Raw genomic sequence first — 23150 nt, 5'->3', positions numbered from 1 at the left:
AAGATGGCTTCCCCCATCGAGTTCTGCTTTAGCGACCCACTACGTGGCGCGATAGGGAGCCTAACAGGGGGAGCGACGTTTTTGCCACGGTCTGTGACTTCAAAAACGCAAATTATCCGGCGTCTTCACCATCTGTTGTTTTGGCCGTTCGTGTTTTCCTTGCGGGCTTGGTCTCTGTTTCTGTCGCAGTCGCTTTTTTCCTGGGGCTCGCGGGCTTTTTCACGGCTGGTTTCTTGGCGGTGCTGGATTTTGGCGCCGCTTTTTTCTTTGGCGCTGCTTTTTCACCACTCTCGCTCGCGGCCGCCTTGGTCGTGGTTTTGCGAGTGGTCTTGCCCTTTGCCTTCAGGGGTTTGCCCTTTTCCACCAGCAGCGCCAGCGCCTCGTCGAGGGTTACTTCATCCATGGACTGGCCCTTGGCGAGATTGGCCACTACCTGCTTGTGCTGGACATAAGGGCCAAAGCGGCCTTTGCGTACCAGAATAGCCTCGCCATCCTTGGGATGGGCACCGAGCGTGCGGATCGACGCCATTTTCTTGGCAAGGGAATCGACAGCGCGGTTGAGCCTACGGTCAGCACGTCATCATCGGCATCAAGAGTGCCGAAAATTGCTCCCATTTTCACATAAGGGCCAAAGCGACCGAGCCCGGCTCGATCATCTCACCCGTCTCGGGATGAGGTCCGAGCTTGCGGGGCAGGGAGAGCAGGCCGAGTGCCTGATCGAGCGTCAGCTTGTCACCTTCCAGCCCCTTGGGAATGGTGGTGCGCTTGGGCTTGATCTTCTTGTTCTCGGGGTCTGCTTCGCCGCGCTGGAGATAGAGCCGTAGGGGCCGCGACGCACCGTCACTTCCTCGCCTGTCTCCGGGTCCTGACCGAGGCTCTTCATGCCTTCCTTCAGGGTTTCGCCTTCGCCGCCGTCTTCGGCAACGAGACGGCGCGTGAACTGACAGGTCGGGTAGTTCGAGCAGCCGATAAAGGCGCCGAACTTGCCTAGACGCAGCCCGAGCCGCCCCGTGCCGCACGCCGTGCATTGACGCGGATCGCCACCGTCTTCGCGTGTGGGGAAGAAATGCGAACCGAGATCCTCATCCAGCGCGTCGATGACGTCTGAGATCTTCAGATCCTTGGTCTGGCCGACGGCCGCAGAGAAATCACGCCAGAAGGCGGCCATGATGTCATGCCAGTCGGCACGGCCATCAGAAATATCATCGAGCTGCTCCTCAAGCGTCGCCGTGAAGTCAGTGTCGACATAGCGCTCGAAGAAGGAGGTCAGGAACGCCGTGACCAGACGGCCCCGATCTTCGGGAATGAAGCGACGGGCATCGAGTCGCACATAATTGCGATCGCGCAGCACGGTCAGAATCGAGGCATAGGTCGAAGGGCGACCGATGCCGATTTCTTCCATGCGCTTGACGAGGCTCGCTTCGGAGAATCGCGGCGGCGGCTGGGTGAAATGCTGGTCGGCCTCGACACCGCGCGTCGTCAGGCGCTCGCCTTCGCTCATGGCGGGCAGCACGCGACCTTCATCGTCATCCGTCTTCGTGTCGTCGCGGCCCTCGGTATAGAGCTTGAGAAAGCCGTCAAACGCGATGATCGAGCCATTGGCGCGCAGCGTGGTCCTACCTGTCGTATCGGTAAGATCGGCCACGACCTGATCGAGTTCGGCAGATTGCATCTGCGAGGCGACCGCGCGTTTCCAGACCAGTTCGTAAAGACGCATCTGCTCGCCCGAGAGGCGGCGCGCCATGGATTCGGGGGTGCGGCTCACATCGGTGGGACGAATCGCTTCATGCGCTTCCTGGGCATTCTTGGCCTTGCTGGAATAGACGCGCGGTTTCTCGGGCAGATAGGGCGCGCCATAGCTCTCGCCGATCATGGCGCGAATGGCAGTCACCGCCTCGGCCGCCATGGTGACGCCATCGGTACGCATATAGGTGATGAGACCGACCGTCTCACCCCCCAGATCCACACCTTCATAAAGCTGCTGTGCGGTGCGCATGGTTGTCTGCGCGCTCATGCCGATCTTGCGCGATGCTTCCTGCTGAAGCGTCGAGGTGGTGAACGGCGCTGGCGGATTACGCTTGGCCTTCTTGCGCTCGACCGACCGCACCGAAAACGCGGTGTTGGCGACGAGATCGCGTGCAGCATGGGCTTTGTCGGCGTTATCGAGATCGAACTGGTCGAGCTTGCGCCCCTCCAGATGGGTCAGCCGGGCCGAAAAGGCAGCGTTGCGCGGAGTCGCGAAAGCGCCTGTGATCGACCAGTATTCGCGGTTCTTGAAGACCTCGATCTCGGCTTCGCGTTCGCAGATCAGGCGCAATGCAACCGATTGAACGCGCCCCGCACTGCGGCTGCCCGGCAGCTTGCGCCACAGAACGGGCGACAATGTGAAACCCACCAGATAGTCGAGAGCGCGCCGGGCCATATAGGCATCGATCAGAGGCTGATCGAGAGCGCGCGGGTTCGCCATGGCTGTCTGCACGGCAGATTTGGTGATTTCGTTGAAGGTGACGCGCTGCACGTTCTTGCCGCGCAGCAGGTTCTTCTCTTCGAGTGCCGCGCGCACATGCCAGGAAATGGCCTCGCCTTCGCGATCCGGGTCAGTGGCGAGATAGAGCGTCCCAGCGTTTTTCACGGCCTTGGCGATGGTCGCGATCTGCTTGGCGCCACGCTCATCCATCTGCCAGTCCATGGCGAAGTTTTCGTCAGGTCGTACACTGCCGTCTTTCGGCGGCAGGTCGCGGACATGGCCGAAGGATGCCAGAACGATGAAATTATCGCCCAGATATTTGTTGATGGTCTTTGCCTTCGCCGGGCTTTCGACCACTACGACATCAGTCATCTCTACTCCAGAACCGCTTCGGCCTGCTCGGACGCGGCGAATCAGGCTGACAGCACAACCTGACCCCCGGGAAGGAAGGTCGCTATGCCGCCAAGTTCGAGTTCTGACAGGGCGGACAGCACCATGGATACCGAGAACTGGCAGCGCGCCACGATGTCGTCAACTGCTACGGCTGTGGGAGAGAGCAGATCGCGTATTGTGTCACGCACGTCTTCCGGTGTCGGCGCGGGGGTGAAACCGGGTGCTGCCGGTTCTGAAAACCCCGGCAGGCCGGTCCATTCCGTAATCATGCGCGGGCCTCTTCCGCTGTCGATCTGGCTCAGTACGTCCTGGGCTGTTTCGGTCAGAATCGCCCCTTGGCGCAGCAGGTCATTGCCACCGCGGGAGCGCGGATCGAGCGGGGAGCCCGGTACGGCAAAGACGTCGCGCCCGTAATCGAGGGCAAGGCGCGCAGTAATCAGCGTGCCGGATCGCAAGGCCGCCTCGACCAGAACGACCCCAAGCGACAGTCCTGCGATCAACCGGTTGCGCCGTGGAAAGTGACTGGCCTGAGGAATGGTCCCGAGCGGGGCTTCGGTCACGACGCAGCCGCGTTCGGCCACGGCGCGATAGAGACTTTCATTTTCCGGTGGATAAAAACAGTCGAGCCCACCCGCTGCGGCGCCGATTGTCATGCCGGGATGCAGCGCCGCCCGATGGGCCACGGAATCGATGCCGCGTGCGAGGCCCGAGACGATCACGCAGCCTTCCAGCGCCAGAGCGCCGCTCAGGCTATCGGCGATGCGCAGGCCCCCTGCCGAGGCATTGCGAGCACCCACGATACCTATGGCGCGCCCGGACAGCAGCTCAGCCCTGCCCCAGATACTCAGGACAGGCGGCGCATCGGGAATGCGCGCAAGAAGGGGCGGGTAATCGCGATCGCCAAGCACCAGAAGCCGACCGCCGAAGCGTTCGAGTGCCGCCTGTTCCTCTTCGATCGATTCGGTTGAGGGAATGTTGACGCCTGCCCGTCGCCCCGCCTTGCGGCACGCTCGGCAGGGCGTCGATGGCCGCGCTGGCCGCGCCGTGTTCGTTCAGAAGACGTCGGAAATTGACCGGCCCGATCCCATCAGTCCGGGCGAGACGCACCATATCGATGCGTTCCGCAGCCGAGGAAAGGGGAGGCATCGGCGGTCAGATTTCCCGCTTCTTCTGCGGTGGCGGGTCGATATTGATCCGCGATTCCCGTCCCAGAAGCAGGCGTTTGATGTTGCTGGTATGGCGCAGCAGGATGATGAGCGTCAGAATCAACGTGGCAATGGGTAACGGACTGTGGACCGGCTGCTCACTGAGCGGCGGCATTAGAAAAGGCGCCACAGCAAAAGCAGCAAGGGCACCGGCAGACGAGATATGCGAGAGCTTCGCCACGGCAAGCCAGACGATGCAGCAGGCAATGCCTACCGGCCAGCAGAGGGCGAAAAGCACGCCCAGCCCGGTTGCGACCCCTTTGCCGCCACGAAAGCCGAGCCAGACCGGAAAACAATGACCGATCACGACGCTGATCCCGACAATGGCCATACCGGTCTGCAGATCTGCATCGAGCAAAAGCCGGACGATCAGAACCGCAAGCGCCCCCTTGAGGGCATCGAGCAGCAGTGTGGCTGCTGCTAGCCCCTTGCGCCCGGTGCGCAGCACATTGGTGGCGCCGATATTGCCCGACCCGATCTTGCGAATGTCCCCCGCCCCGCCGATATGGCTGATCAACAGGCCAAAAGGGATACTGCCGATCAGATAGGCCAGCCCCGCGCAGAGCAGGAAACCCGGCGTCAGCAGCGTGTGATCATGCTGCTTCTCCGCCATAGACACGCCGACCGGCTTTCCATGTGCCGAGAACGCGTCCCTTGAGGCTGCGACCGTCAAACGGGGTGTTCTGGGCGCGACCGGGCTGGCTGCCAGCCTCGACTACCCAGTCGGAATCGGGGTCGAACAGGCACAGATCGGCGCTGGCGCCGTCGCGCAGCGTTCCCGCGTCGCTGCCAAGCAGGCGCGCCGGATTGCGTGTGATCAGGGCGATCAGTTGCGGCAGTGTCAGCGTCCCCTCATGCACGAGAGAGAGACCGACACCGAGCAACGTGGTCAGACCCGTCCCACCTGCACTCGCCTGAGCGAAAGGCAGGCGCTTGTCATCGGCATCCCAAGGCGCATGGTCGGAGGCGATGACGTCGATCGTCCCATCGGCCAGCGCCGCACAGACAGCCAGTCGGTCGTCTTCTGCACGCAGGGGCGGGGAGAGTTTGGCATAGGTGCGAAATTCGCCGATCGCGTCTTCGTTGAGCGCGAAATAGGGTGGGGCCGTGTCGCAGGTAATGGCCAGTCCGCGCGCCTTGGCCTGACGGATCAGGGTCAATCCCTCGCCCGTCGAGACATGACCGAAATGCAGTCTTGCGCCCGTCATCTCTGCAAGGCGGATATCGCGTGCGATCAGAATGGCCTCAGCTGCCGCCGGAATCTGGGCCAGACCCATACGCGTTGCGAGTGCGCCCGCCGTGGCTGTGCCGCCCTTTGCGAGGGAAGAGTCTTCAGGATGCTGCACCACAAGGGCGTCGATGCCCTTGGCGTAAGCCAGAAGCTGGCGCATACGCTTGGTATCGGCGATGGCATGAATGCCATCGGTAAAAGCCACGGCACCCGCTTCGCGCAGCATGCCGAGTTCGGCCATCTCCTCACCATTGCAGCCTTTTGTCAGGGCGCCATAGGGTAGGATGCTAACAAGACCCGTCTCTTCGCCACGACCACGAAGCAGGCGCACGAGGCAGGCTCGTCAATGGCAGGCTTCGAGTTCGGCAGGGCCGCCAGGGTCGTCACACCGCCCGAAACGGCGGCGCGTGCACAGGAGGCGATGGTTTCGCGATATTCGAAGCCCGGTTCGCCGATGGCGACACGCATATCAACCAGACCCGGGGAAAGGACCGCGCCCTTGCCATTGATGATCTGGGCGTTTTCCGGCCTGCCCTCGGCGCCCGCCTTGTCTTGACCGGCGATGCGGCCCTCTCTGACCAGAAGACGACCGGAGACGTCCGTGCCAGCTTCGGGATCGATCAGACGGATATTTTCAAAAACAAGATCGGTCATGACGCTGTCCGCATGCGTGAAAGTCGGTCGAGAACGGCCATGCGCACAGCGACGCCCATTTCCACCTGTTCCTGAATGACGCTCTGCACCGAATCGGCCACGTCCGATGCGATCTCGACGCCACGGTTCATCGGTCCCGGATGCATCACCAGCGCGCCTGGCTTGGCTAGCGCAAGGCGACGGCTATCGACACCATAGAATCGGAAGAACTCGCGCGCGCTCGGCACCAGACCGGCGCCCATGCGCTCGCGTTGCAGGCGCAGCGTCATGACCACATCGGCATCACGCAGCCCGCTTTCCATATCGTGATGGATCGACACGTCCCCGAGAGAGGCCATGGCGGCAGGCACCAGCGTCGGCGGGCCAACGAGACGCACCTTGCTGCCCATGGCGGTCAGAAGCTGGATGTTCGAGCGTGCCACCCGGCTATGGCCCACATCGCCGCAGATCGCGACGGTAAGGCCGCTCAGCGTACCCAGATGGCGCTTTATCGTCAGCGCATCGAGCAGGGCCTGCGTCGGGTGCTCATGCATGCCGTCACCGGCATTGACCACGCTGGCCTCGACCTTCTGCGCCAGCAGGGCAGGCGCGCCCGATTGGGCATGGCGCACCACCAGAAGGTCGCAGCGCATGGCGTTCAGCGTGGCGGCCGTATCGAGCAGTGTCTCGCCCTTGTTCACCGAAGACGTGGCCACCGTCATGTTGATGACATCGGCTCCCAGACGCTTGCCAGCCAGCTCGAAACTGGTGCGGGTGCGAGTGCTGTCCTCAAAGAACATGTTGATCACGGTGCGGCCGCGCAACGCATCGCGGGGCGCGGTGCGCGAGCGGCTCAGCAAGGCATAATTCGCCGCGAGATCGAGAAAAGGCGTGATCTCTTCAGCGCTCATGCCTTCGAGGCCGAGCAGATGGTGCTTTCGGGCGAGCGGGTCAGCCATGCGCGATCGCGGCTCCTATACGGGCCAGAACCTCGTCCCGGCCAAGGGCTTGCAGGGTCAGATCGATGCCGGGCGAAACCGTGCTGCCGGTCATGGCGGCGCGCAGGGGCTGCGCGACCTGACCGAGCTTGATGGCCTTGCTTTCGGCAAACTCACGCAGCGCGCTGTCGATGGCACCAGCCTCGAAAGGCTCGACCAGAGCGAGCGCCTGCGCGACACCGCGCAGCACGTCCTTGCCTTCTTCCGAAAGCTGCTTCTGCGCCTTGGCGTCATAGGTGAAGGGCAGGGAGCGCCCGAGAAAAGCCGCGCTATCGGCCAGCTCGGTCAGCATCTTGGCGCGTTCCTTGAGCCAGGCATGAGCGTCAGCACGCGCGCGCGCAGCGCGTCATCGACCGTGATGTCCTCGCGCTCTTTCAGACGCTCGATCACGTCGTCGGTCAGGCGCGCATCATCGGCCTCGCGCATATAAACGCCATTGAGATGGGTCAGCTTGACGTAGTCCATACGCGAGGGCGAGCGGCCCACACCATCCAGATCGAACAGACGGATCTGCTCTTCGCGGTTCAGGATCTCGGCATCGCCATGACCCCAGCCAAGACGTAGCAGGTAATTGCACAGTGCCTCCGGAAGGAAGCCTTCATCGCGAAATTCCACCACAGACTGCGCGCCATGGCGCTTGGACAGCTTGGCGCCATCGGGGCCGTGAATGAGGGGCAGATGGGCGAAATGCGGCAGATCCCAGCCCATGGCGCGATAGATCATGGCCTGACGGAAGGTGTTCGTCAGATGGTCGTCACCGCGAATGACATGGGTGATGGCCATGTCATGGTCGTCGCAGACCACGGCATGGAGATAGGTCGGTGTGCCATCGGAGCGCAGGATAATCAGATCGTCCATTTCGGCATTGGCCACGCGGACCTCGCCCTGAACCAGATCATTGATCACGGTCTCGCCATCGCGCGGCGCCTTCAGACGTACGGCAAAGGGCGCGCCCTCAGGGGCTTCGGACGGGTTGCGGTCGCGCCACATCCCGTTATAGCGGGGTGGCTGGCCGTTCGCGATGGCGTCTTCGCGCATCTGTTTCAATTCATCGGCGGTGCAGTAGCAGCGATAGGCCAGACCCTTCGCCAGCAATTCCTGCGCCACTTCCGTATGGCGCCCCTGTCGTGTGGACTGGAACACGGGCTCTTCATCCGCCACGATCCCCATCCAGGACAGACCCTCGAAGATCACATCGACTGCGCGCTGCGTGGAGCGCTCGCGATCCGTATCCTCGATCCTGAGCAGGAATTGCCCGCCATGATGGCGGGCGAAAAGGAAATTGAAGAGGGCTGCACGGGCATTGCCGATATGCAGCAAGCCAGTGGGAGAAGGGGCAAAGCGTGTGCGAACGGTCATGGCGGCTGCATAGCACGATCGAGCCCGCCACACTACCTGAGCGCGCTTTGTTGAGGAGGCGATCACACCCTGCATTTTGATCCGCCAGAAACATAAGAACAGCGATAAAAGGGGCAGCGCCCCGTATAGGCGGCTCCTTGCTGGCTGCTGGTGCATTGGGCCCAGCCCCCTAACCCGCCAAAGGGCGGTCGCCCTTTGGGAGCCCGTTTGGTCAGGGTTTGCATAGGCTGGTATTCGATGTCACGATATCGATATGAAAAGATCTTTTGCCTGTACGCTCCTCGTTTCTGCCGCGCTCTGTCTGGGGAGTGCTGCGTCCGCTCGGGCAGAAAATCCTGTTGCACCCAAAGTAATTATTGTTGCCGGATGGGAAAACGGTGCTGATACGGGTGATGCGCCAGGCGAATACCAGAATTGGGTCGAGCGCGAGCACCTGATCGAGTCCGTGCCGGTGCGCGGCGTGAAAGAGCCTGTGTTGCGACGTAATGCGCAAGGTGTTTACGGATTGGTTCTGCGGTCGGGGTCGAGCGAGCTGATGGCGCTGGCGCTCGACCCGGCGTTCGATCTGAAAAAGACCTACTGGATCTTCACAGGTATTTCGGGCGTCAATCCGAATGTGGCCTCTGTCGGCAGCGTCGCCTGGGCACGCTGGGTGGTCGATGGCGATGCACTGCGTGAACTGGACGATCGCGCCATTCCCAAAGACTGGCCCTACGGGCTTTATGCGATCGGTGCTGAACGGCCCAACACGCTGCCGCAAGACGCCAATCATTATGGCTCGGTCACCGATGTGGCGCAGCTCACCAAGGCCTATCCGCTCGATCAGGGTCTGGCACGCTGGGCGTATGATCTGAGCCGGGGAGTCAAGCTGGCAGACGATCCCGAGATTGCCCGCCGACGCAAGGTCTGGCCTGCAACCCTGCCCGCCAGCAAGCCACCTGTGGTTATGATGGGCGAGACATTGGGTGCGCTGCGTTACTGGCATGGCGAGGCACGCAATAACTGGGCGCAGGATTGGGTGAAGCTCTGGACGAAGGGTCAGGGCGTTTTCGTCATGACCAATGAAGAGAGCCAGACTAACCAGAGGGAAATGCGGCTCCTTTCAGCATGGGGCTATGTCGCGCCTGACCGCATCATGGTGCTGCGTTCGGGTTCGAATCCGTCCATGCCGCCACCGGGAGTGCCGCTCACCCAGTCTATGGGCGATGAGGCCCCGGCCAGAATGTGGCTTTCGATAATAACGAGCGTGCTGGCGCACCTGTTGTGGCGGAGCTGATCAGGCACTGGGACCGCTACCAAGACCATGTCCCCTCCGCCCCCTGATAACTTCCAGTCAGGGGTTTCCGAAGGGCGACTGCCCTTCGTTGGGGTGCGAGGCAACGCCCCGTGACTCCCGCCCGTATCGCCGCCAGTCTTGAGTTCCGCCTCCTCGCCCAGGGCCGCGCTTTGACCGCGTGGCTCCCCATCGCCTGGGCCATGGGGAGCCTGTTTTATTTCCTCCCCCGTTACGAACCTGGCTATGAATGGGCGAGTGCTTGCGCCGCTCTGGGGCTGGTGCTGCTGTCAATTGGCTGGCGGCGTCTGACGACACGCGCACTGGGTTTTGCGGTGCTATTGGTAAGTCTGGGGTTTCTGGCGGCACGCGGTCAGGCTTGGCGTCAGCTCCCATGCCTGCCTTGCCCTCGCTGTCGGTCACCATGCGCGGAGTCATCAGTGATGTGTCGCGCAGTGGTGAGGCAGGGCAAATGCTTCAGCGCCTGCGTATCCATCAAGCAGTGTTCGAAACCGGGGTCGATATCGGCATGGCGCCGCTGCGACGCGATTTGCTGCTCTTTACCCATGACGAAAAGAACTACGCACCGGGCATGATGGTGCGGCTGCGTGCCGTGCTGAGGCCGCCTGACTGGCCTGATTTTCCCGGTGGGCGCGACCGTCAGAGAGAAGCCTGGTTCGATGGCCTGGCCGGAACGGGGCGCGTGCTCGGTGTGCCTGACATAGTGCAGCCGCCGCAGGGCCATGCACTCGGGCGTTGGCGCGTGCGGATTGCGGCGGAGATCGCGCGCCATCTCTCGGGTCAGCGCGCCGCCATTGCCTCGACCCTGCTGGCGGGTCATGGCGAAGGGATCAGCCAGCAGAGCCGAGCGGCTTATGCAGCATCCGGTCTCGCCCATATTCTTGCCGTTGCCGGGCTGCATCTGGGTCTGGTCATGGGGGCGATCTTCGTCATGACCAGACAGGCACTGGTGCTCTGGCCCTGGCTGGGGCTGCGCCTGCCCTGCCGTGAGATTGCTGCATTGGCGGCATTGATCGCAGGCTTGGTCTATGTCGCCCTCACCGGGTTTCACCTGCCCGCCTTGCGTAGTCTGGGCATGGCGGGGCTTGCGACACTGGCCCTCCTGAGCGGGCGGCGCGTGCTGTCGATGCGTTCTCTTGCGCTGGTGGCGCTCATACTGCTCATGACGTCTCCCGTTCTGGTGCTGGATCTCTCTTTCCAGATGTCGTTTGCTGCCGTCATGGCGCTGATTGCGGGGTATGAGGCGCTGCGTCCGTATTTCGTCAGGCGTGCCGAACAGGGAAAGAAGAACGGGGTCGGGCACTATTTCGTCCTGCTCTCTCTCACCAGTGCGCTGGCAGGCGGGGCGACCCTGCCTCTGGTCATGGCGGGTTTCGGCAGTTTCCAGCCTGGTTTATTCTGGCCAATCTTCTGGCGGTGCCGATTGCCGCATTCTGCGTCATGCCTGCGGGGCTGTGCGCGCTGCTGCTCATGCCGTTCGGTCTGTCGGGAGCGCCGCTCTGGGTGATGGGGCAGGGGATCGGTCTGATCTCGTTCTTGGCCGAGCGTGTCGCCGCTTTCCCGATGGCGCATGTGCCTGTCCCGCATATGGGCTGGGAAGGGCTGATCCTCTACATGGCCGGGTTGGCGGGGCTCTGCCTTTGGAGGGGAAAGGCGCGTTTCGTATTTCTGCCTCTCATCCTGCTCGGTGTGGCATCGCCGGTTTTTGGCGAGAGCCCGGTTCTGCTGGTGTCGCCCGATGCCGGCGTGATTGCTTTTCAGGAAAATCACCACTGGGTGGCCGGGCCGCATAACGGGCTCGAAACCCGCGTTCTCGAGGCATGGCAGCGTGCCTGGCCACTGCCTGTCATGGCGAGTTCCGGGAGCCCAGCCTGCATATCGACCGGATGCACGCTTTTGCTGGGTGGTCAGTCCGTCACGATCTGGTTCGCGCCGCCCTCTCCTGAAAGCCGTATTTCGGCTTGTCACAAGAGTGTCTTTGTCGTCAGCGCTGTTCCCCTGCCCGAAGACTGTCATCCCGGCGGTTTCATTGATCGCTTTACGGTATGGCGCGATGGTGCCGTCTTGCTCAGGACGCAGGGAGACGGCCTCGAAATGGTCTCTGATCGCTCCTGGCGCGGCGCGCGGCTCTGGGTGCCACGCGTCGGGTTTCGGGGCGTGCCGAACCTGCCCCTGGCGCAGACGGAATAGGGACTATTTGCTCTTGGGGTAGAAATACAGCGCCACGCGCTCCATCGTTAGGCCCTGAACCAGAATGGTGAACACCACGATGCCGTAGCAGATAGGCGCCAGAATATCCTTCATCGGACCGGAAGGCAGGGTGAGGGCGAGCGAGAGCGAAATGCCGCCACGCAATCCGCCCCAGGTGAGAACCGCCAGCATGCGCCCGCGATCTTCGCCGTAGAGATGGATCGGCAGAATGGCCAGAAACACGCTGATCGCGCGCGCGGCAATCGAGAGCGGAATACCCAGAAGCAGCGCCCACAAGGCGTGCATGCCTGGAATGGTGGCCAGCACCTCGAAGCCGATCATCAGAAAGAGCAGCGCGTTCAGAACCTCATCGACCAGCGTCCAGAAGCTGTTGAGCTCCTCGCGGGCATGATCGTCCATGGCGCTTTTGGCGCGCTCGCTACCGAGACAGAGACCTGCCACCACCACAGCGATGGGGCCGGACATGCCCAATGCATGGGCCAGACTGAATGTGCCCGCCGCCAGGCTGAGCGAGACCAGAAGCTGGAGGTGGCTGTCGCGTGCTGCCCGAAAGCAGAGTAGGCCGATCATACCGGCGATAAAACCCAATGCACTACCGCCGACCGCTTCGAGACCGAACGCCTCAAGCGCATCGAGCAGGGTCAGGTGATGCGCCTCTCCGGTGACGAGCGTCATGGCGAGGCCGAAAATGACGATGCTGATCCCGTCATTGAACAGGCTCTCGCCTGCGAAAATTGCCTGTATGGGCCCCGGAAGACCGAGGCGGCGCAGCATACCCACCACAGAGACCGGGTCGGTGGGGGCGAGAATGGCGCCGAGCACAACGCACCAGAGAAAGGGCATGGGCAGACCAACAGCTGCCATCACCCAGTACATGGCCCCCCCGAGGAGGAAAACGGCGAGAATGGTCCCTACGATGGCGAGAAAGAGAACGGAGAACTTTCGCGCCATCAACTCTCGCGTATTGACCTGCAAGGCACCCGCAAAAAGCAGGAAGGAAAGTGCACCGTCCAGCAGGTTTCCCGGCAGATCGGCCGAATTCAGCAAATTCATGGGCAAGGTATGCAGATCGACATGCGGTAACGCGATGTCGAGCGCCTTCACCACGAGTGACCCAATCATGGCGATCAGCAGGATGCCGATGGTCATGGGCAGCCGCAGCAGCTTGTAGTTGAGAATACCACAAATGGTGCAAAGCGTCAGCAGAATGGCGAACAGGCTGAGTGAGGACATGAAACCTTCGATATGTGAGGGGCCGGGTGTCAGAAGCGGGCGCGCAGAGCTCGAATAAGCTGTTCTACCCCAAGAGAACGTGAACGCACCCTGTTCGTCCAGACTCTCACATTATGTCATCCTGGCAGGCATGATGACCGGCCCCGAAAGTGGTGGGTCTCGCCGAAAAGCGTCTTCATGGCGGCAGTGCCTTCTATTGACGCGGTCGTAGTGAAAAGGGTTTGCTTCATGAATTCAGCCCGGAAAATGGCGCTACTTGTTCTCCTGTCCCTGCTGGGGCCCGGCTTTCAGGCGTCGGCAACGCCCAGCACCGCATTGCTGCGCGCCTATCATGAAAAGCTAAAGGCCATGAACCTGCCGCCCGGTCTGGAAGAAATCGTGCGTGAATCGAAGGTGATTCATCAGGTCACGCTGGCGCCGCTTTTCGACAAACCCTTCGTCTGCGGGGAGCATCCTCTGGGCCAGTTGATAACAGCCGGTGATGCGCTGGGCACGGATTGCCTGGTTGTCGGCGGGGCTTTGGACGCTGCCGGGTTCAATCGGCTGTATAAAGGATCCGGCGAGAAAAACGAGGACTGGTATGGCTGGCAGGCGCCCGTTCACGCGCCCTTCGATGCCGTGGTGTCCTATGTGCATGTCAATCCGGTGGTCAATGTGCCGGGGGCCTTGGGCAGACCGCCTGCGAGCATGATCCTGTTCAGACGACAGGATGGGGTAGAGGTTGTCTACGCCCATGTGCAGGATATCCGGGTCAAGGCCGGTGACCGCGTAAAAGCAGGCGATGTGGTGGCCGTCGACGGCAATAATGGCGTCGCACGCAACCCGCATGTGCATGTTGGTGCCTATAAAGGGTCGGAGCCGCTCCAGATCAGGTGGGATCTCGCCGCCATGGGGGCCATCGAGCTCTGCGCGCCAATTAGGCGATGCTCCGATCGGGCCGGAAAGCCGGATCGGAGCAACCTTGTGCCGAAGTCGATCAGACGCCTTCGACGAGTGTGGCGCGATATTTGGCCCCCAGAAAGCGATGTTCGCGCACCTTGCGATAGGCGTCACCGTCATACCAGGCGAGCGCCGCCTCACGGTCGGGGAATTCGAGCAGCACGATGCCTTCGGGTTCCGAACCTTCGAGACTCTTTTGTTCGCCATAGGCAGCGAGGATCTTGAGCGGATGGCCCTCGAAAGTAGCCCGGACGAGGCGCGAATAGGTCGCCATCTCTTCGGGGTCCAGCATTTCTTCACGGGTAAAAACGATATACGTGCTCATGCAAGCTCTCCTTTTCGCTCCAGAATCTGGGTCTTGAGCGGGAAAAGACAAGGCGTGAAGGCGACGCAGCGCCAGCATTCGGGGCTGCGTGCCTTGCAGACATAGCGCCCGTGCAGAATCAGCCAGTGATGCGATGGGCGCAGCATGTCAGGCGGGATACGTTTGATCAGCCCCTCCTCGACGGCGCGCGTGGTCTTGCCCGGTGCCAGTCCGGTGCGGTTACCCAGCCGGAAGATATGCGTGTCGACCGCCATCGCGCTCTCGCCGAACATCACGTTCAGCACCACGCTGGCTGTCTTGCGTCCTACTCCGGCTAGAGCTTCGAGCGCGGCCCGCTCGGCGGGAACAACGCCGTCATGCAGGGCAAGAAGCTGTTCGGAAAGTCTGAGAACATTCTTTGCCTTGGCGCGCCAGAGTCCGATGGTGCGGATATGGGCGGCAATACCTTCCTCACCCAAGGCCACCATCGCGGCTGCATCGGGTGCCTCGGCGAATAGCCCCGCTGTGACCCTGTTGACCGATTTGTCCGTGGCCTGTGCGGAAAGCACGACCGCGACGAGAAGCGAAAAGGCGTCGCTATAATCGAGCTCGCTTTCGGCATTGGGATTCGCCTCGGCGAGTGATGTAATGAAATCGCGTGCCTGGGCGCGCGTCATGGCCCGTCTGGCCGAAGGAAGAGACATCGGAACCGTTTCGTCATGTTGCATAAGAGCGCGTGAGTCCCCACAATAAGCGCTTCCCGATCAAGACTTCCAGTATGCCCGCCCGGTCGCGTCATCCGGCGGAGGAGCTTTCTTTCGTGTCCGATACCGACCAGAGCGCCCGGAAAAAGGGTGAGAAACAGCGCGATATTGCCTTTGTCGATATCGTGCGCTTCGTCATGCGTCGTTGGCTGGAGCACCCGGCTTTCCTGACGCGCACCCTTATGGGTATCGCATTGGCGACGATTGCAGACGTTGCAACTCCTGTGCTTTCCGGGCGCTTGTGACCGATATCTCCAGCCATGCCGGCGGGGCGCCGCATGATGCGTCTCAGCTCACGCTGCGCAATGACGCGTTGATGATGGTGGGAGGGTTGATCGCGCTTGGTCTCGTCGGGCTGCTCGGGCGCCGTTCTTCCTATCTCGGCATCACTCATCTGAGTCTGGCGATCATGCAGCGCGCCCTGTCTCAGGGCTTTGCGCGCGTGCAGCGCTTCTCGACCGACTGGCACGCCAATAATTTCGCGGGCTCCACGGTGCGCAAGCTGACGCGTGGTATGTGGGCTATCGACACGCTCGACGATACCCTGCTTCTGCTGATCGCGCCTGAGGTGCTGGTCCTGACCGGCACCACGCTGGTGCTGGCCTGGCACTCGCCATTCATGGGCGCGGTTCTGGCCCTTTCGGTCGTGCTCTTTACTTGGCTCTCTGTCGTGCTCACTTTGCGTTATGTTGCGCCTTCGGCACGCGCGGCCAATCGCTGGGATACGAAAGTGGGGGCGGCGATCGCCGATGCGGTGACCTGCAATGCCGTGGTCAAGGCATTCGGTGCCGAAAGTCGTGAAGAGCGTCGTCTGAGTCGCGCCCTGAAAGCCTGGAGCGGCCGTACGTCGCGTACCTGGATCAGGGGCACCAACAGCGCCAACCTCCAAGGTCTGGCCTCGCTGGCCATGCGTATGCTGCTGGTCGCGCTGATTGTCTGGCAATGGTGGCAGGGCAAGGCCGGCCCCGGTGACGTCGCCTATGTGTTGACCATGGTGTTTCTGGTACAGGGCTATCTGCGCGATCTGGGTCAGCAGGTGAGCCAGGTCCAGCGTTCCGTGAACGAGATGGAAGAACTGGTTGCGATCTTCGATCAGGCGCCGGGCGTTCAGGATATCAAGGGCGCGAAGAAAGCCGCCTTTACGCAGGGACGCGTGCAGTTCGAGAAGGTGACCTTCCAGTATCCCGGGCAGGATACGCCGCTTTATCAGGATCTGGATGTCACGATTACCCCCGGCTCGCGCGTGGCTCTGGTGGGGCCGAGCGGATCGGGCAAGACCACGTTTACCAAGCTCATCCAGAGGCTCTACGACACCAGCGAGGGCCGGGTGCTGATCGACGATGTCAATGTGCGCGACGTCACACAGGATTCGCTGCGCGCGCGCATCGCGATCGTGCCGCAGGAGCCGATGCTGTTTCATCGCTCACTGGCTGAAAACATCGCCTATGCGCGCCCCGGCGCCACCCAGGCCGAGATCGAGCGTGCAGCGCAGCTCGCCAATGCCAGTGCCTTTATCGAGCGCCTTCCCGAAGGCTATGCCACGCTGGTCGGTGAGCGCGGGGTCAAGCTTTCTGGAGGCGAACGCCAACGTGTTGCCATCGCCCGTGCCTTTCTGGCCGATGCCCCGCTGCTGATTTTCGACGAGGCGACATCGAGCCTCGATTCCGAATCAGAAGTGCTGGTTCAGGATGCGATGCACCGCCTCATGGCCGGACGGACGGTCATTGTCGTGGCGCATCGCCTCTCCACGGTTATGGAGCTCGACCGAATTCTCGTCTTCAGCAAGGGAAAGCTGATGGAAGACGGCGCCCATGGTGAACTGGTCCAGCGTGAGGGCGGTATCTATCGCCGCCTGTTCGAGCTGCAATCGCTCGAAGGCTGAGTATCTCGAAAACAGCGCATGGGTCTGGGTACTGTGCCATTCCGGATATTGTGCCAATCTGACGTCTGACTTGGGAGGGGACCCTGTTTCATCATGACCATGCAGACCTGGTGGCTTTTCGTGGTCACGGTGTTCTTTATCTCGCAACGCCGGGCCCGAATATGATGCATGCGCTTAGCCGCAGTGTGCAGGTCGGTTTCAGGCGCAGTTGCCGCGATGGCAGGATGCATTTCCGCACTGTTTCTCGCCCTTGTGCTGTCGATGGTCGGTATCGGCGCTGTGCTGGCGGCTACGCCGCGCCTGTTCGATGTGATCCGCTATGCGGGTGCGGCCTATCTGGTCTATCTCGGCATCAAGGCCTGGCGTGCAGGCGACGCGGCGGAGACGGGCAACGAGAACGCCCGTCCCGAGACCAGGGCCAGCGGATGGAGCCTTTATCGCAACGGCTTTCTGGTCGGGATCAGCAATCCCAAATTACTGCTCTTCGCGGCAGCCTTCTTTCCGCAGTTCATCGATCATCACCAGCCGGTCCTGCCGCAATTCGGCATCCTGCTCGTGACTTATCTGTTTTCGGACGGGTTATGGCTGTCGCTTTATGGTCTGGGTGGCCATTCGCTGTCGCGCTTTCTGAGTCGCAGGCCTGTCAGGCGAGCTTTCAATCGCCTGACAGCCGTCGTTTTTGTCGCGTTCGGCGTCGTGATCTTACGTGCGAAGGCCTGATCCCGCTGCGCCGTGACGGACGTTCAGCCTGTCAGGGTCACCGTGACGGTGTCAGGTGTCGTGCCGATATCATTAACCACATGGGCGCCCGTGCGAAATACAACGGGGATCGAGAGCGCCTTGCGGGTTAGACGCAGCTGGCTCTGAGTGCCATTGACCATGGTGGCGATCTGCCCGTCAGGGAGGGTCTGAAGCGCGATATGGGCCGTACGCGTTTCATCGATCGTGCCGACTGCTACACCATTGGCCGTGGCATTGTCGACCATGCCACGCAGCACCACACGATCGCCATCGACCACCAGTCTCAGCAGGGGCGCAGCGTCATTATCCGGGCCGAGTTCAGCCAGAATAATCTGCCCCGATTTGGGAAAGCGATCGATATGCAAGGTCGTGTCGAGTGCGGCAGGGGCATCCTGCACGCGCCAGATGCGGTTTTCCGAAAGCTCCGTGCGCGGCTGGCGGGCATGATAGGCTGTCGGCTTTCGCGCGTCGCTGCTCAGCGTGATGCCGCCCGGAACCAGTCGATAGGACGGGTTCGTAGTGGAATTAAGCGTTGCTGCGGGTTGTACCGAGATGCTGAAAGCCCTTGTTTCGCGCAGATCGAACCCGGCAGGGTCGAAAACAGGCGCAGCGAGCGCAGTCGCCATGAAAGGAGCAAGCGCGCAGGCGGCGAGCAAAAAAGGGCTTGTCTTCATGACGAGAACTCCAGGCAAATCAAACAGGGTCTGTGCTGACGCAGGTTTCCAGAAACCGGGCCAACGCGCGACCGCGATGACTGGTCGCATTCTTCTCATCGGATGAGAGTTCGGCAAAACTGCGGCAATCGCCCTGCGGGACAAACATGGGGTCATAGCCATGTCCGTGGTCGCCACGCGGCGGCCAGCAGATAGTGCCCTCGCAGCGTCCTTCGGCGAAGCGGGTCGTACCATCGGGCCAGGCAAGGCAGAGCACGGCCACGAAAGCCGCCTGCTTGTCCGGTGACCCGCCCATCTCGTCATGCACGCGCTGCATTGCGACCTGCATGTCGCCTCCCGGCCCGGCCCAGCGTGCCGAATAGATTCCGGGGCGCCCGTCGAGCGCCGAGACGCAGAAGCCCGAATCGTCCGAGAGCGCGGGCATGCCGGTCGCTTTCGCTGCAGCAAGCGCCTTGATGGCGGCATTGCCTTCAAAGCTGTCTGCCGTCTCTTCCGGCTCAGCCAGACCGAGTTCGGCAGCAGAGACAATCTCTATGCCAGTGGGGGCCAGAAGCGCACGAAATTCGACCAGCTTGCCTTTGTTGTGGCTGGCAAGCACGATGCGCTCGCCCCTTTTCAGGCGCCGTTCGCTGTTCATTTGACGCTCTCGAGCGCGGCGCGCTGAATGTCGAACAGACGCGATGTGCCGGTCTTGGCGAGGGCCATGAGGGCGTTGAACTCGGTCTCGCTGAAAGGGGCGTCTTCAGCCGTGCCCTGAATTTCGACAATCCCGCCTTCGCTGGTCAGTACGAAATTCGTGTCCGCCTGGGCAGAGCTGTCTTCGACATAATCAAGATCGAGCACGGGTCCGGCTTCGGTCAGACCGCAGGAGACAGCCGCAACCTGCGCACGCAACGGTGACCGCTTGAGCGTGCCGGCCTTGATCTGCTTGTCGAGTGCAATGGCAAGGGCCACCCATGCGCCGGTGATGGCAGCACAACGCGTGCCGCCATCGGCATTGAGCACGTCGCAATCGAGGGTGATGGTCATTTCGCCCAGGGCGCGCAGATCGACGCAGGCGCGCAGGGCACGACCGATCAGACGCTGGATTTCCTGCGTGCGACCGGATTGCTTGCCCTTGGCAGCTTCACGATTGCCGCGCGTGTGGGTGGCGCGGGGCAGCATGCCGTATTCGGCAGTGATCCAGCCCTGACCCTGACCGCGCAGAAAAGGCGGCACGCGGTTTTCGATCGACGCGGCACAGAGTACTTCGGTGCCGCCGACGCGGATAAGCACCGAACCTTCGGCATGGCGGGCAAAACCGGGTTCGATCGAGACGACGCGGTTTTCATCGGCCTTGCGGCCGGACGGACGGGTGCTGGACATGTTCTTCTCTCTGGTTACGGTCGCAGTGACGCTATTGGGGAGCAGCCTTAGCGCGTCATGCCCCGATTGACAAAAGCGCCAGTCGGTCAAACCGTGCGCGCCTCACGAGAGGCACTCGATCCGGTCACCCAATCTGATGGCGCCGCCCCTGCGGACAAGAGCGTTCTGTCCGAACATGACCCCACCCGGCTGGTGGCGAAACCGAGTCATGGTCATGAGCGGTTCGCGCGGCACGGGGATGGTGCCGGTTTCCTGATCGATTGTCGTGACGATGCAGCGGCTGCATGGCTTGACCAGTTCGAGTTCAACCGAGCCGATTTTCAGAATGCGCCATTCATCCTCAGCCCAAGGTATTTCTGATTCGACCACGATATTGGGTCTGAACCGCTCCATCGAAACGGGCTGGTCGAGGCGGTCATTGAGATCGATCAGAGAGGCCGTGTTGGTCACGAGCAGCGGAAATCCATCGGCAAAGCTGACAGTGCCAAATTCTGCCGGTCGGGCGCGTTCGGGGGCGGCCATATAGACGAGGCGACACGGCGTTTCGAGAAAGGCACTTATCCACTCAGCCGCATGATCGCCCGCGTCACGCGCCTCGATTTCACGGTCTTTCCAGACAGTGACGAGCGCAAGAGGCGCGTCCGGCCCTGGTGGCGTGAGTACGATTTGTGCGTCAGTGTCGCCCGCCAGATGCAGGTTGTCGCCTTCGAGCGCAGTGATGATACGCGCCATGGCCGGATGCTGGCGCTGCGTCATGAACTTGCCTTCAGGCGACACCACCAGCCAGCGTCTGTCGCCCTTTGGCCCCCAGGTTCCAGATCGAGCGCCTGAACATCGATGCGATGCAGGCTTTTGACTGGATGGATGTATAAGGCGGCAATACGGGTCACGAGTACGACTCCAGATCCGAGGTGATACGGCAATAGGACCATGGCCTTCTCAGCCGGTCAGGTCACGCGAAAGGCTGGCTATGATCGATCTCTCAAGCCTGCCGGGCGGTATGGATGCCCGATCGGCCAAGGTTCTGCGCGAAATTGTCGAGCAGTATATGGAGACGGGCGACCCCGTTGCCAGCAAGACACTTGCCCAGCGGCTGACGCCCTCGCTTTCCTCCGCCACCATTCGCAATGTCATGGCCGAGTTGACCCAGGCAGGGCTTTTGTTCAGCCCCCATGTTTCGGCCGGGCGCTTGCCGACAGAAAAAGGCGTTCGTCTCTTTGTGGACGGTCTGCTGCAATTCGGCGCGCTGGACGATACCGAGCGCGCCCATATCGCTGGCAGGCTGGCTTTGAAGGGGCGCTCGATGCAGGAGACGCTTGCCGAGGCGTCATCGATGCTCTCGGGGCTCTCGGCAGCGGCAGGACTGGTTCTCGCCCCAAAAGGCGATGGTGCGCTCAAGCATATCGAGTTCGTGGCACTCGGTCCCGGCAAGGCGCTCGTCATTCTGGTTGCGGCAGATGGCCAGGTGGAAAACCGCGTGATCGAGACGCCACCCGGCCTGCCGCCTTCTGCGCTGGTCGAGGCAGGGAACTACCTGAACTCGCTGTTGGGCGATGTCACATTGACAGCATTGCGCCAGCGCGTTGCGGCCAATCTCCAGCAAAATCGCTCTGATCTGGATTCGCTTGCGGCCAGCGTGATCGAGAGCGGTCTGGCGATGTGGGACGAACAGCACGGCACGCTTTATCTGCGTGGGCAGGGCAATTTGCTGACGGATATCACCGAGATCGAAAAGCTGACGACCATCCAGATGCTGTTCGAGCGGCTCGAAGCGCAGGAGACCATGCTGCGCCTTCTGCAACTGGCGCAGGATTCGGACGGGGTGCGTATCTATATCGGTGCTGAAAGCGGGTTTTTCGGCATGTCTGGAGTCTCGATGGTCGTTGCGCCCGCGCGCAACGAAACCAACCGTATCGTCGGCGCCATAGGCGTGATTGGTCCGACCCGTCTCAATTACGGACGTATCGTCCCGGTGGTGGACTACACGGCGCGTGTGATCGGTCGTTTGCTGAGCTGACATGATTTTTAAGAATGACTCGCAGTTTTAAGTTGCGACTGGTTCTCATACGCTGTTACGGTTGGGCCGTTCTGGAGTGGAATGGCTGATGATCGTCTGTTCGTGCAATGCCCTGACCAATCATGACATCGCCGACGCCGTTCGTCGGGGCGCTTCGCGGCCGAAAGAGGTCTACGCGTCGAAGGGATGCAAGGCGCAATGCGGCAATTGCGTGCCTGGCGTGGTGTGTGCCCTGCGCAGCCTCATGCGCGAACGCAAGGAAAACGCCCATCTGTTCCAGCAGGCTGAGCAGGGAGCCGGGGCAGCCGCCTTCGCCTGAATATCTTCACCGGAAAACAGACATGAAAAAACCCGGCAAGCCGCAAGGCTGCCGGGTTTTTCCGTCATTCTTTCGTCGTCTCCCGAGCCGCGACCGATCGCGCCGGTAGGAGAAGAATCTTACTCTGCGGTCTGCTCGGGAGCAGGCGAGGAGTTCAGCGTGATGTAGCGCTGGATGCCAACCTGCTTGATCAGATCGAACTGACGGTCGATGAAGTCTTCATGCTCTTCTTCATCGGCGAGGATACGGATCAGCAGGTCACGTGACACATAGTCACGTACGCTTTCGCAATAGGCGATGCCTTCGCGCAGATCGGCCAGAGCCTTTTCTTCGAGCTTCAGATCGCAGGCTAGGATTTCCTCGACGCTCTCGCCGATCAGGATCTGGTTCAGACGCTGCACATTCGGCAGGCCGCCGAGATACAGAATGCGCTCGATCAGCCAGTCGGCATGACGCATCTCTTCGATGGACTCGTCATATTCCTTCTTGCCGAGCTTTGTCACGCCCCAGTGGCGCAGGGTACGGGCATGAAGGAAATACTGGTTGATGGCGGTCAGTTCGTTCGTCAGCTGAATGTTCAGATGCTCGACGACTTTCGGGTCTTTCAGCATGGAGATGCTCCTTTCTCTGTCCTGTAGCGACAGAACGGCGCTTGGCCGCCCGTGACAGGCTGTGTGACGCTGTTCAAGCATAGAAAAGAATGCAGTGCAACAGAAATAACGAAGATAATAATTCCAGTATCGAAGTTGAGAATCACTCTCTTTATTTCTATAGAGTCAGTAAGCGAAGTTAATTTTCAGTCGCAACAACTCATCATATTATGGGGTCGTTTCGCACAACGAAAAAACGCCCCGCTTGTGGCGGGGCGTTCCAAGGGGGCAAAGCCCCGTTTTTGGCAGTTTTCTGCGCCTCGCTCTCTCAGGAGCGAGGGGGCATCGATCAGTAGCGCTTGCGCGACGAGCCCTTGCCATTGCCGACACCGCTGCTTTTGCGGAATGCCGGACGGTCGCCGCCGCGATCACCACCGCGATCACCACCGCGCTCTCCGCCACGGTCGCCACCGCGATCACCGCCTCTGTCACCGCCACGATCGCCACCGCGGAAGCCGCCCTTGCCACGGG

14 protein-coding genes and 8 pseudogenes are annotated in these 23150 nt (G+C 61.4%); 7 read left to right on the top strand and 15 right to left on the bottom strand.

Annotated elements, in window-relative coordinates; translation table 11 throughout:
- Positions 1 to 112: 112 nt before the first annotated feature.
- From topA to gltX, 6 genes and pseudogenes are all read right to left on the bottom strand, one after another.
- A pseudogene (gene topA / locus JCM25414_RS19075) lies at positions 113 to 2839 on the bottom strand (type I DNA topoisomerase).
- A gap of 41 nt (positions 2840 to 2880) precedes the next feature.
- A pseudogene (dprA, locus tag JCM25414_RS19070) lies at positions 2881 to 4006 on the bottom strand (DNA-processing protein DprA).
- Between the two features lie 6 nt (positions 4007 to 4012).
- On the bottom strand, positions 4013 to 4678 hold the full coding sequence (gene plsY / locus JCM25414_RS09910; RefSeq protein WP_025841537.1) for a glycerol-3-phosphate 1-O-acyltransferase PlsY: 666 nt from the start codon (positions 4676 to 4678) through the stop codon (positions 4013 to 4015).
- Positions 4659 to 5950, bottom strand: a pseudogene (locus tag JCM25414_RS19065) (dihydroorotase). The gene plsY and the pseudogene JCM25414_RS19065 overlap by 20 nt, the downstream one beginning before the upstream one ends.
- On the bottom strand, positions 5947 to 6888 hold the full coding sequence (locus JCM25414_RS09900; RefSeq protein ID WP_025841536.1) for an aspartate carbamoyltransferase catalytic subunit: 942 nt from the start codon (positions 6886 to 6888) through the stop codon (positions 5947 to 5949). Before JCM25414_RS09900 ends, JCM25414_RS19065 begins: the two are co-directional and overlap by 4 nt.
- Positions 6881 to 8286: pseudogene (gene gltX / locus JCM25414_RS19060) on the bottom strand (glutamate--tRNA ligase). Before gltX ends, JCM25414_RS09900 begins: the two are co-directional and overlap by 8 nt.
- A 253-nt stretch (positions 8287 to 8539) precedes the next feature.
- Between gltX and JCM25414_RS19055 the strand changes: the two are divergent.
- Together JCM25414_RS19055 and JCM25414_RS26635 are read left to right on the top strand one after the other, a co-directional pair.
- A pseudogene (locus tag JCM25414_RS19055) lies at positions 8540 to 9609 on the top strand (purine nucleoside permease).
- Positions 9610 to 9809: 200 nt separating this feature from the next.
- Positions 9810 to 11770, top strand: a pseudogene (locus JCM25414_RS26635) (ComEC/Rec2 family competence protein).
- A gap of 3 nt (positions 11771 to 11773) precedes the next feature.
- Here the strand turns inward: JCM25414_RS26635 and JCM25414_RS09880 are convergent.
- A complete protein-coding gene (locus tag JCM25414_RS09880; protein ID WP_025841535.1) occupies positions 11774 to 13024 on the bottom strand; it encodes a cation:proton antiporter in 1251 nt (416 codons plus the stop codon).
- 177 nt (positions 13025 to 13201) lie between these two features.
- Between JCM25414_RS09880 and JCM25414_RS22480 the strand changes: the two are divergent.
- Positions 13202 to 13828: pseudogene (locus tag JCM25414_RS22480) on the top strand (M23 family metallopeptidase); the annotation flags it as partial.
- 172 nt (positions 13829 to 14000) lie between these two features.
- Here the strand turns inward: JCM25414_RS22480 and JCM25414_RS09870 are convergent.
- A complete protein-coding gene (locus tag JCM25414_RS09870) occupies positions 14001 to 14288 on the bottom strand; it encodes a DUF1330 domain-containing protein (protein ID WP_025841533.1) in 288 nt (95 codons plus the stop codon).
- Positions 14285 to 14971: an endonuclease III gene (nth, locus tag JCM25414_RS09865; RefSeq protein ID WP_242403490.1), complete on the bottom strand. Its 687-nt coding sequence runs from the start codon at positions 14969 to 14971 to the stop codon at positions 14285 to 14287. Before nth ends, JCM25414_RS09870 begins: the two co-directional genes overlap by 4 nt.
- Positions 14972 to 15045: 74 nt before the next feature.
- On the opposite strand from nth, the pseudogene JCM25414_RS19045 reads away from it, so the two are divergent.
- Positions 15046 to 16913 (top strand): annotated as a pseudogene (locus JCM25414_RS19045) (ABC transporter ATP-binding protein).
- 216 nt (positions 16914 to 17129) lie between these two features.
- Positions 17130 to 17633, top strand: a complete 504-nt coding sequence (locus tag JCM25414_RS19040; protein ID WP_369346044.1) for a LysE family translocator — start codon at positions 17130 to 17132, stop codon at positions 17631 to 17633.
- 23 nt (positions 17634 to 17656) lie between these two features.
- Here the strand turns inward: JCM25414_RS19040 and JCM25414_RS09850 are convergent, their stop codons facing one another.
- The 4 genes from JCM25414_RS09850 to JCM25414_RS19035 all read right to left on the bottom strand — a co-directional run bounded on the left by JCM25414_RS09850 (position 17657) and on the right by JCM25414_RS19035 (position 20473).
- Entirely contained in the window at positions 17657 to 18328 is a 672-nt protein-coding gene (locus JCM25414_RS09850; protein ID WP_025841531.1) for a hypothetical protein, read from the bottom strand.
- Between the two features lie 19 nt (positions 18329 to 18347).
- A complete protein-coding gene (rdgB, locus tag JCM25414_RS09845; RefSeq protein WP_025841530.1) occupies positions 18348 to 18965 on the bottom strand; it encodes an RdgB/HAM1 family non-canonical purine NTP pyrophosphatase in 618 nt (205 codons plus the stop codon).
- On the bottom strand, positions 18962 to 19693 hold the full coding sequence (gene rph / locus JCM25414_RS09840) for a ribonuclease PH (protein ID WP_025841529.1): 732 nt from the start codon (positions 19691 to 19693) through the stop codon (positions 18962 to 18964). Before rph ends, rdgB begins: the two co-directional genes overlap by 4 nt.
- Before the next feature lie 102 nt (positions 19694 to 19795).
- Positions 19796 to 20473: an MOSC domain-containing protein gene (locus JCM25414_RS19035; RefSeq protein WP_369346043.1), complete on the bottom strand. Its 678-nt coding sequence runs from the start codon at positions 20471 to 20473 to the stop codon at positions 19796 to 19798.
- 190 nt (positions 20474 to 20663) lie between these two features.
- Here JCM25414_RS19035 and hrcA point away from each other — a divergent pair, with 190 nt between their 5' ends.
- Both hrcA and JCM25414_RS09825 read left to right on the top strand, forming a co-directional pair.
- Positions 20664 to 21710, top strand: a complete 1047-nt coding sequence (gene hrcA, locus JCM25414_RS09830) for a heat-inducible transcriptional repressor HrcA (protein WP_025841528.1) — start codon at positions 20664 to 20666, stop codon at positions 21708 to 21710.
- Between the two features lie 88 nt (positions 21711 to 21798).
- Positions 21799 to 22029 carry a (2Fe-2S)-binding protein gene (locus JCM25414_RS09825; protein WP_025841527.1) on the top strand — a complete coding sequence of 77 codons (231 nt, stop codon included), beginning with the start codon at positions 21799 to 21801 and terminating at the stop codon, positions 22027 to 22029.
- A gap of 119 nt (positions 22030 to 22148) precedes the next feature.
- On the opposite strand, the gene bfr is transcribed toward JCM25414_RS09825, so the two are convergent.
- Both bfr and JCM25414_RS09815 read right to left on the bottom strand, forming a co-directional pair.
- Positions 22149 to 22640 carry a bacterioferritin gene (gene bfr, locus JCM25414_RS09820; protein WP_025841526.1) on the bottom strand — a complete coding sequence of 164 codons (492 nt, stop codon included), beginning with the start codon at positions 22638 to 22640 and terminating at the stop codon, positions 22149 to 22151.
- Between the two features lie 328 nt (positions 22641 to 22968).
- Positions 22969 to 23150, bottom strand: a 182-nt coding sequence (locus tag JCM25414_RS09815; RefSeq protein ID WP_025841525.1) for a hypothetical protein, incomplete at its 5' end; no start/stop codon positions are given.

It is taken from the genome of Asaia platycodi JCM 25414 (genome assembly GCF_000614545.1).
In the GTDB taxonomy this organism is placed as follows: Bacteria; Pseudomonadota; Alphaproteobacteria; order Acetobacterales; family Acetobacteraceae; genus Asaia; species Asaia platycodi.
This window is presented reverse-complemented; position numbering and strand designations above follow the sequence as displayed.

Bases quoted from the DNA above. Each gene is read 5' to 3' on its own strand.
- JCM25414_RS09880 (WP_025841535.1), bottom strand. From the start codon at position 13,024: ATGTCCTCACTCAGCCTGTTCGCCATTCTGCTGACGCTTTGCACCATT.
- JCM25414_RS19040 (WP_369346044.1), top strand. From the start codon at position 17,130: ATGGCAGGATGCATTTCCGCACTGTTTCTCGCCCTTGTGCTGTCGATG.
- JCM25414_RS09900 (WP_025841536.1), bottom strand. From the start codon at position 6,888: ATGGCTGACCCGCTCGCCCGAAAGCACCATCTGCTCGGCCTCGAAGGC.
- rdgB (WP_025841530.1), bottom strand. From the start codon at position 18,965: ATGAACAGCGAACGGCGCCTGAAAAGGGGCGAGCGCATCGTGCTTGCC.
- plsY (WP_025841537.1), bottom strand. From the start codon at position 4,678: ATGGCGGAGAAGCAGCATGATCACACGCTGCTGACGCCGGGTTTCCTG.
- JCM25414_RS09870 (WP_025841533.1), bottom strand. From the start codon at position 14,288: ATGAGCACGTATATCGTTTTTACCCGTGAAGAAATGCTGGACCCCGAA.
- JCM25414_RS09850 (WP_025841531.1), bottom strand. From the start codon at position 18,328: ATGAAGACAAGCCCTTTTTTGCTCGCCGCCTGCGCGCTTGCTCCTTTC.
- bfr (WP_025841526.1), bottom strand. From the start codon at position 22,640: ATGCTGAAAGACCCGAAAGTCGTCGAGCATCTGAACATTCAGCTGACG.
- rph (WP_025841529.1), bottom strand. From the start codon at position 19,693: ATGTCCAGCACCCGTCCGTCCGGCCGCAAGGCCGATGAAAACCGCGTC.
- JCM25414_RS09825 (WP_025841527.1), top strand. From the start codon at position 21,799: ATGATCGTCTGTTCGTGCAATGCCCTGACCAATCATGACATCGCCGAC.
- nth (WP_242403490.1), bottom strand. From the start codon at position 14,971: ATGTCTCTTCCTTCGGCCAGACGGGCCATGACGCGCGCCCAGGCACGC.
- hrcA (WP_025841528.1), top strand. From the start codon at position 20,664: ATGATCGATCTCTCAAGCCTGCCGGGCGGTATGGATGCCCGATCGGCC.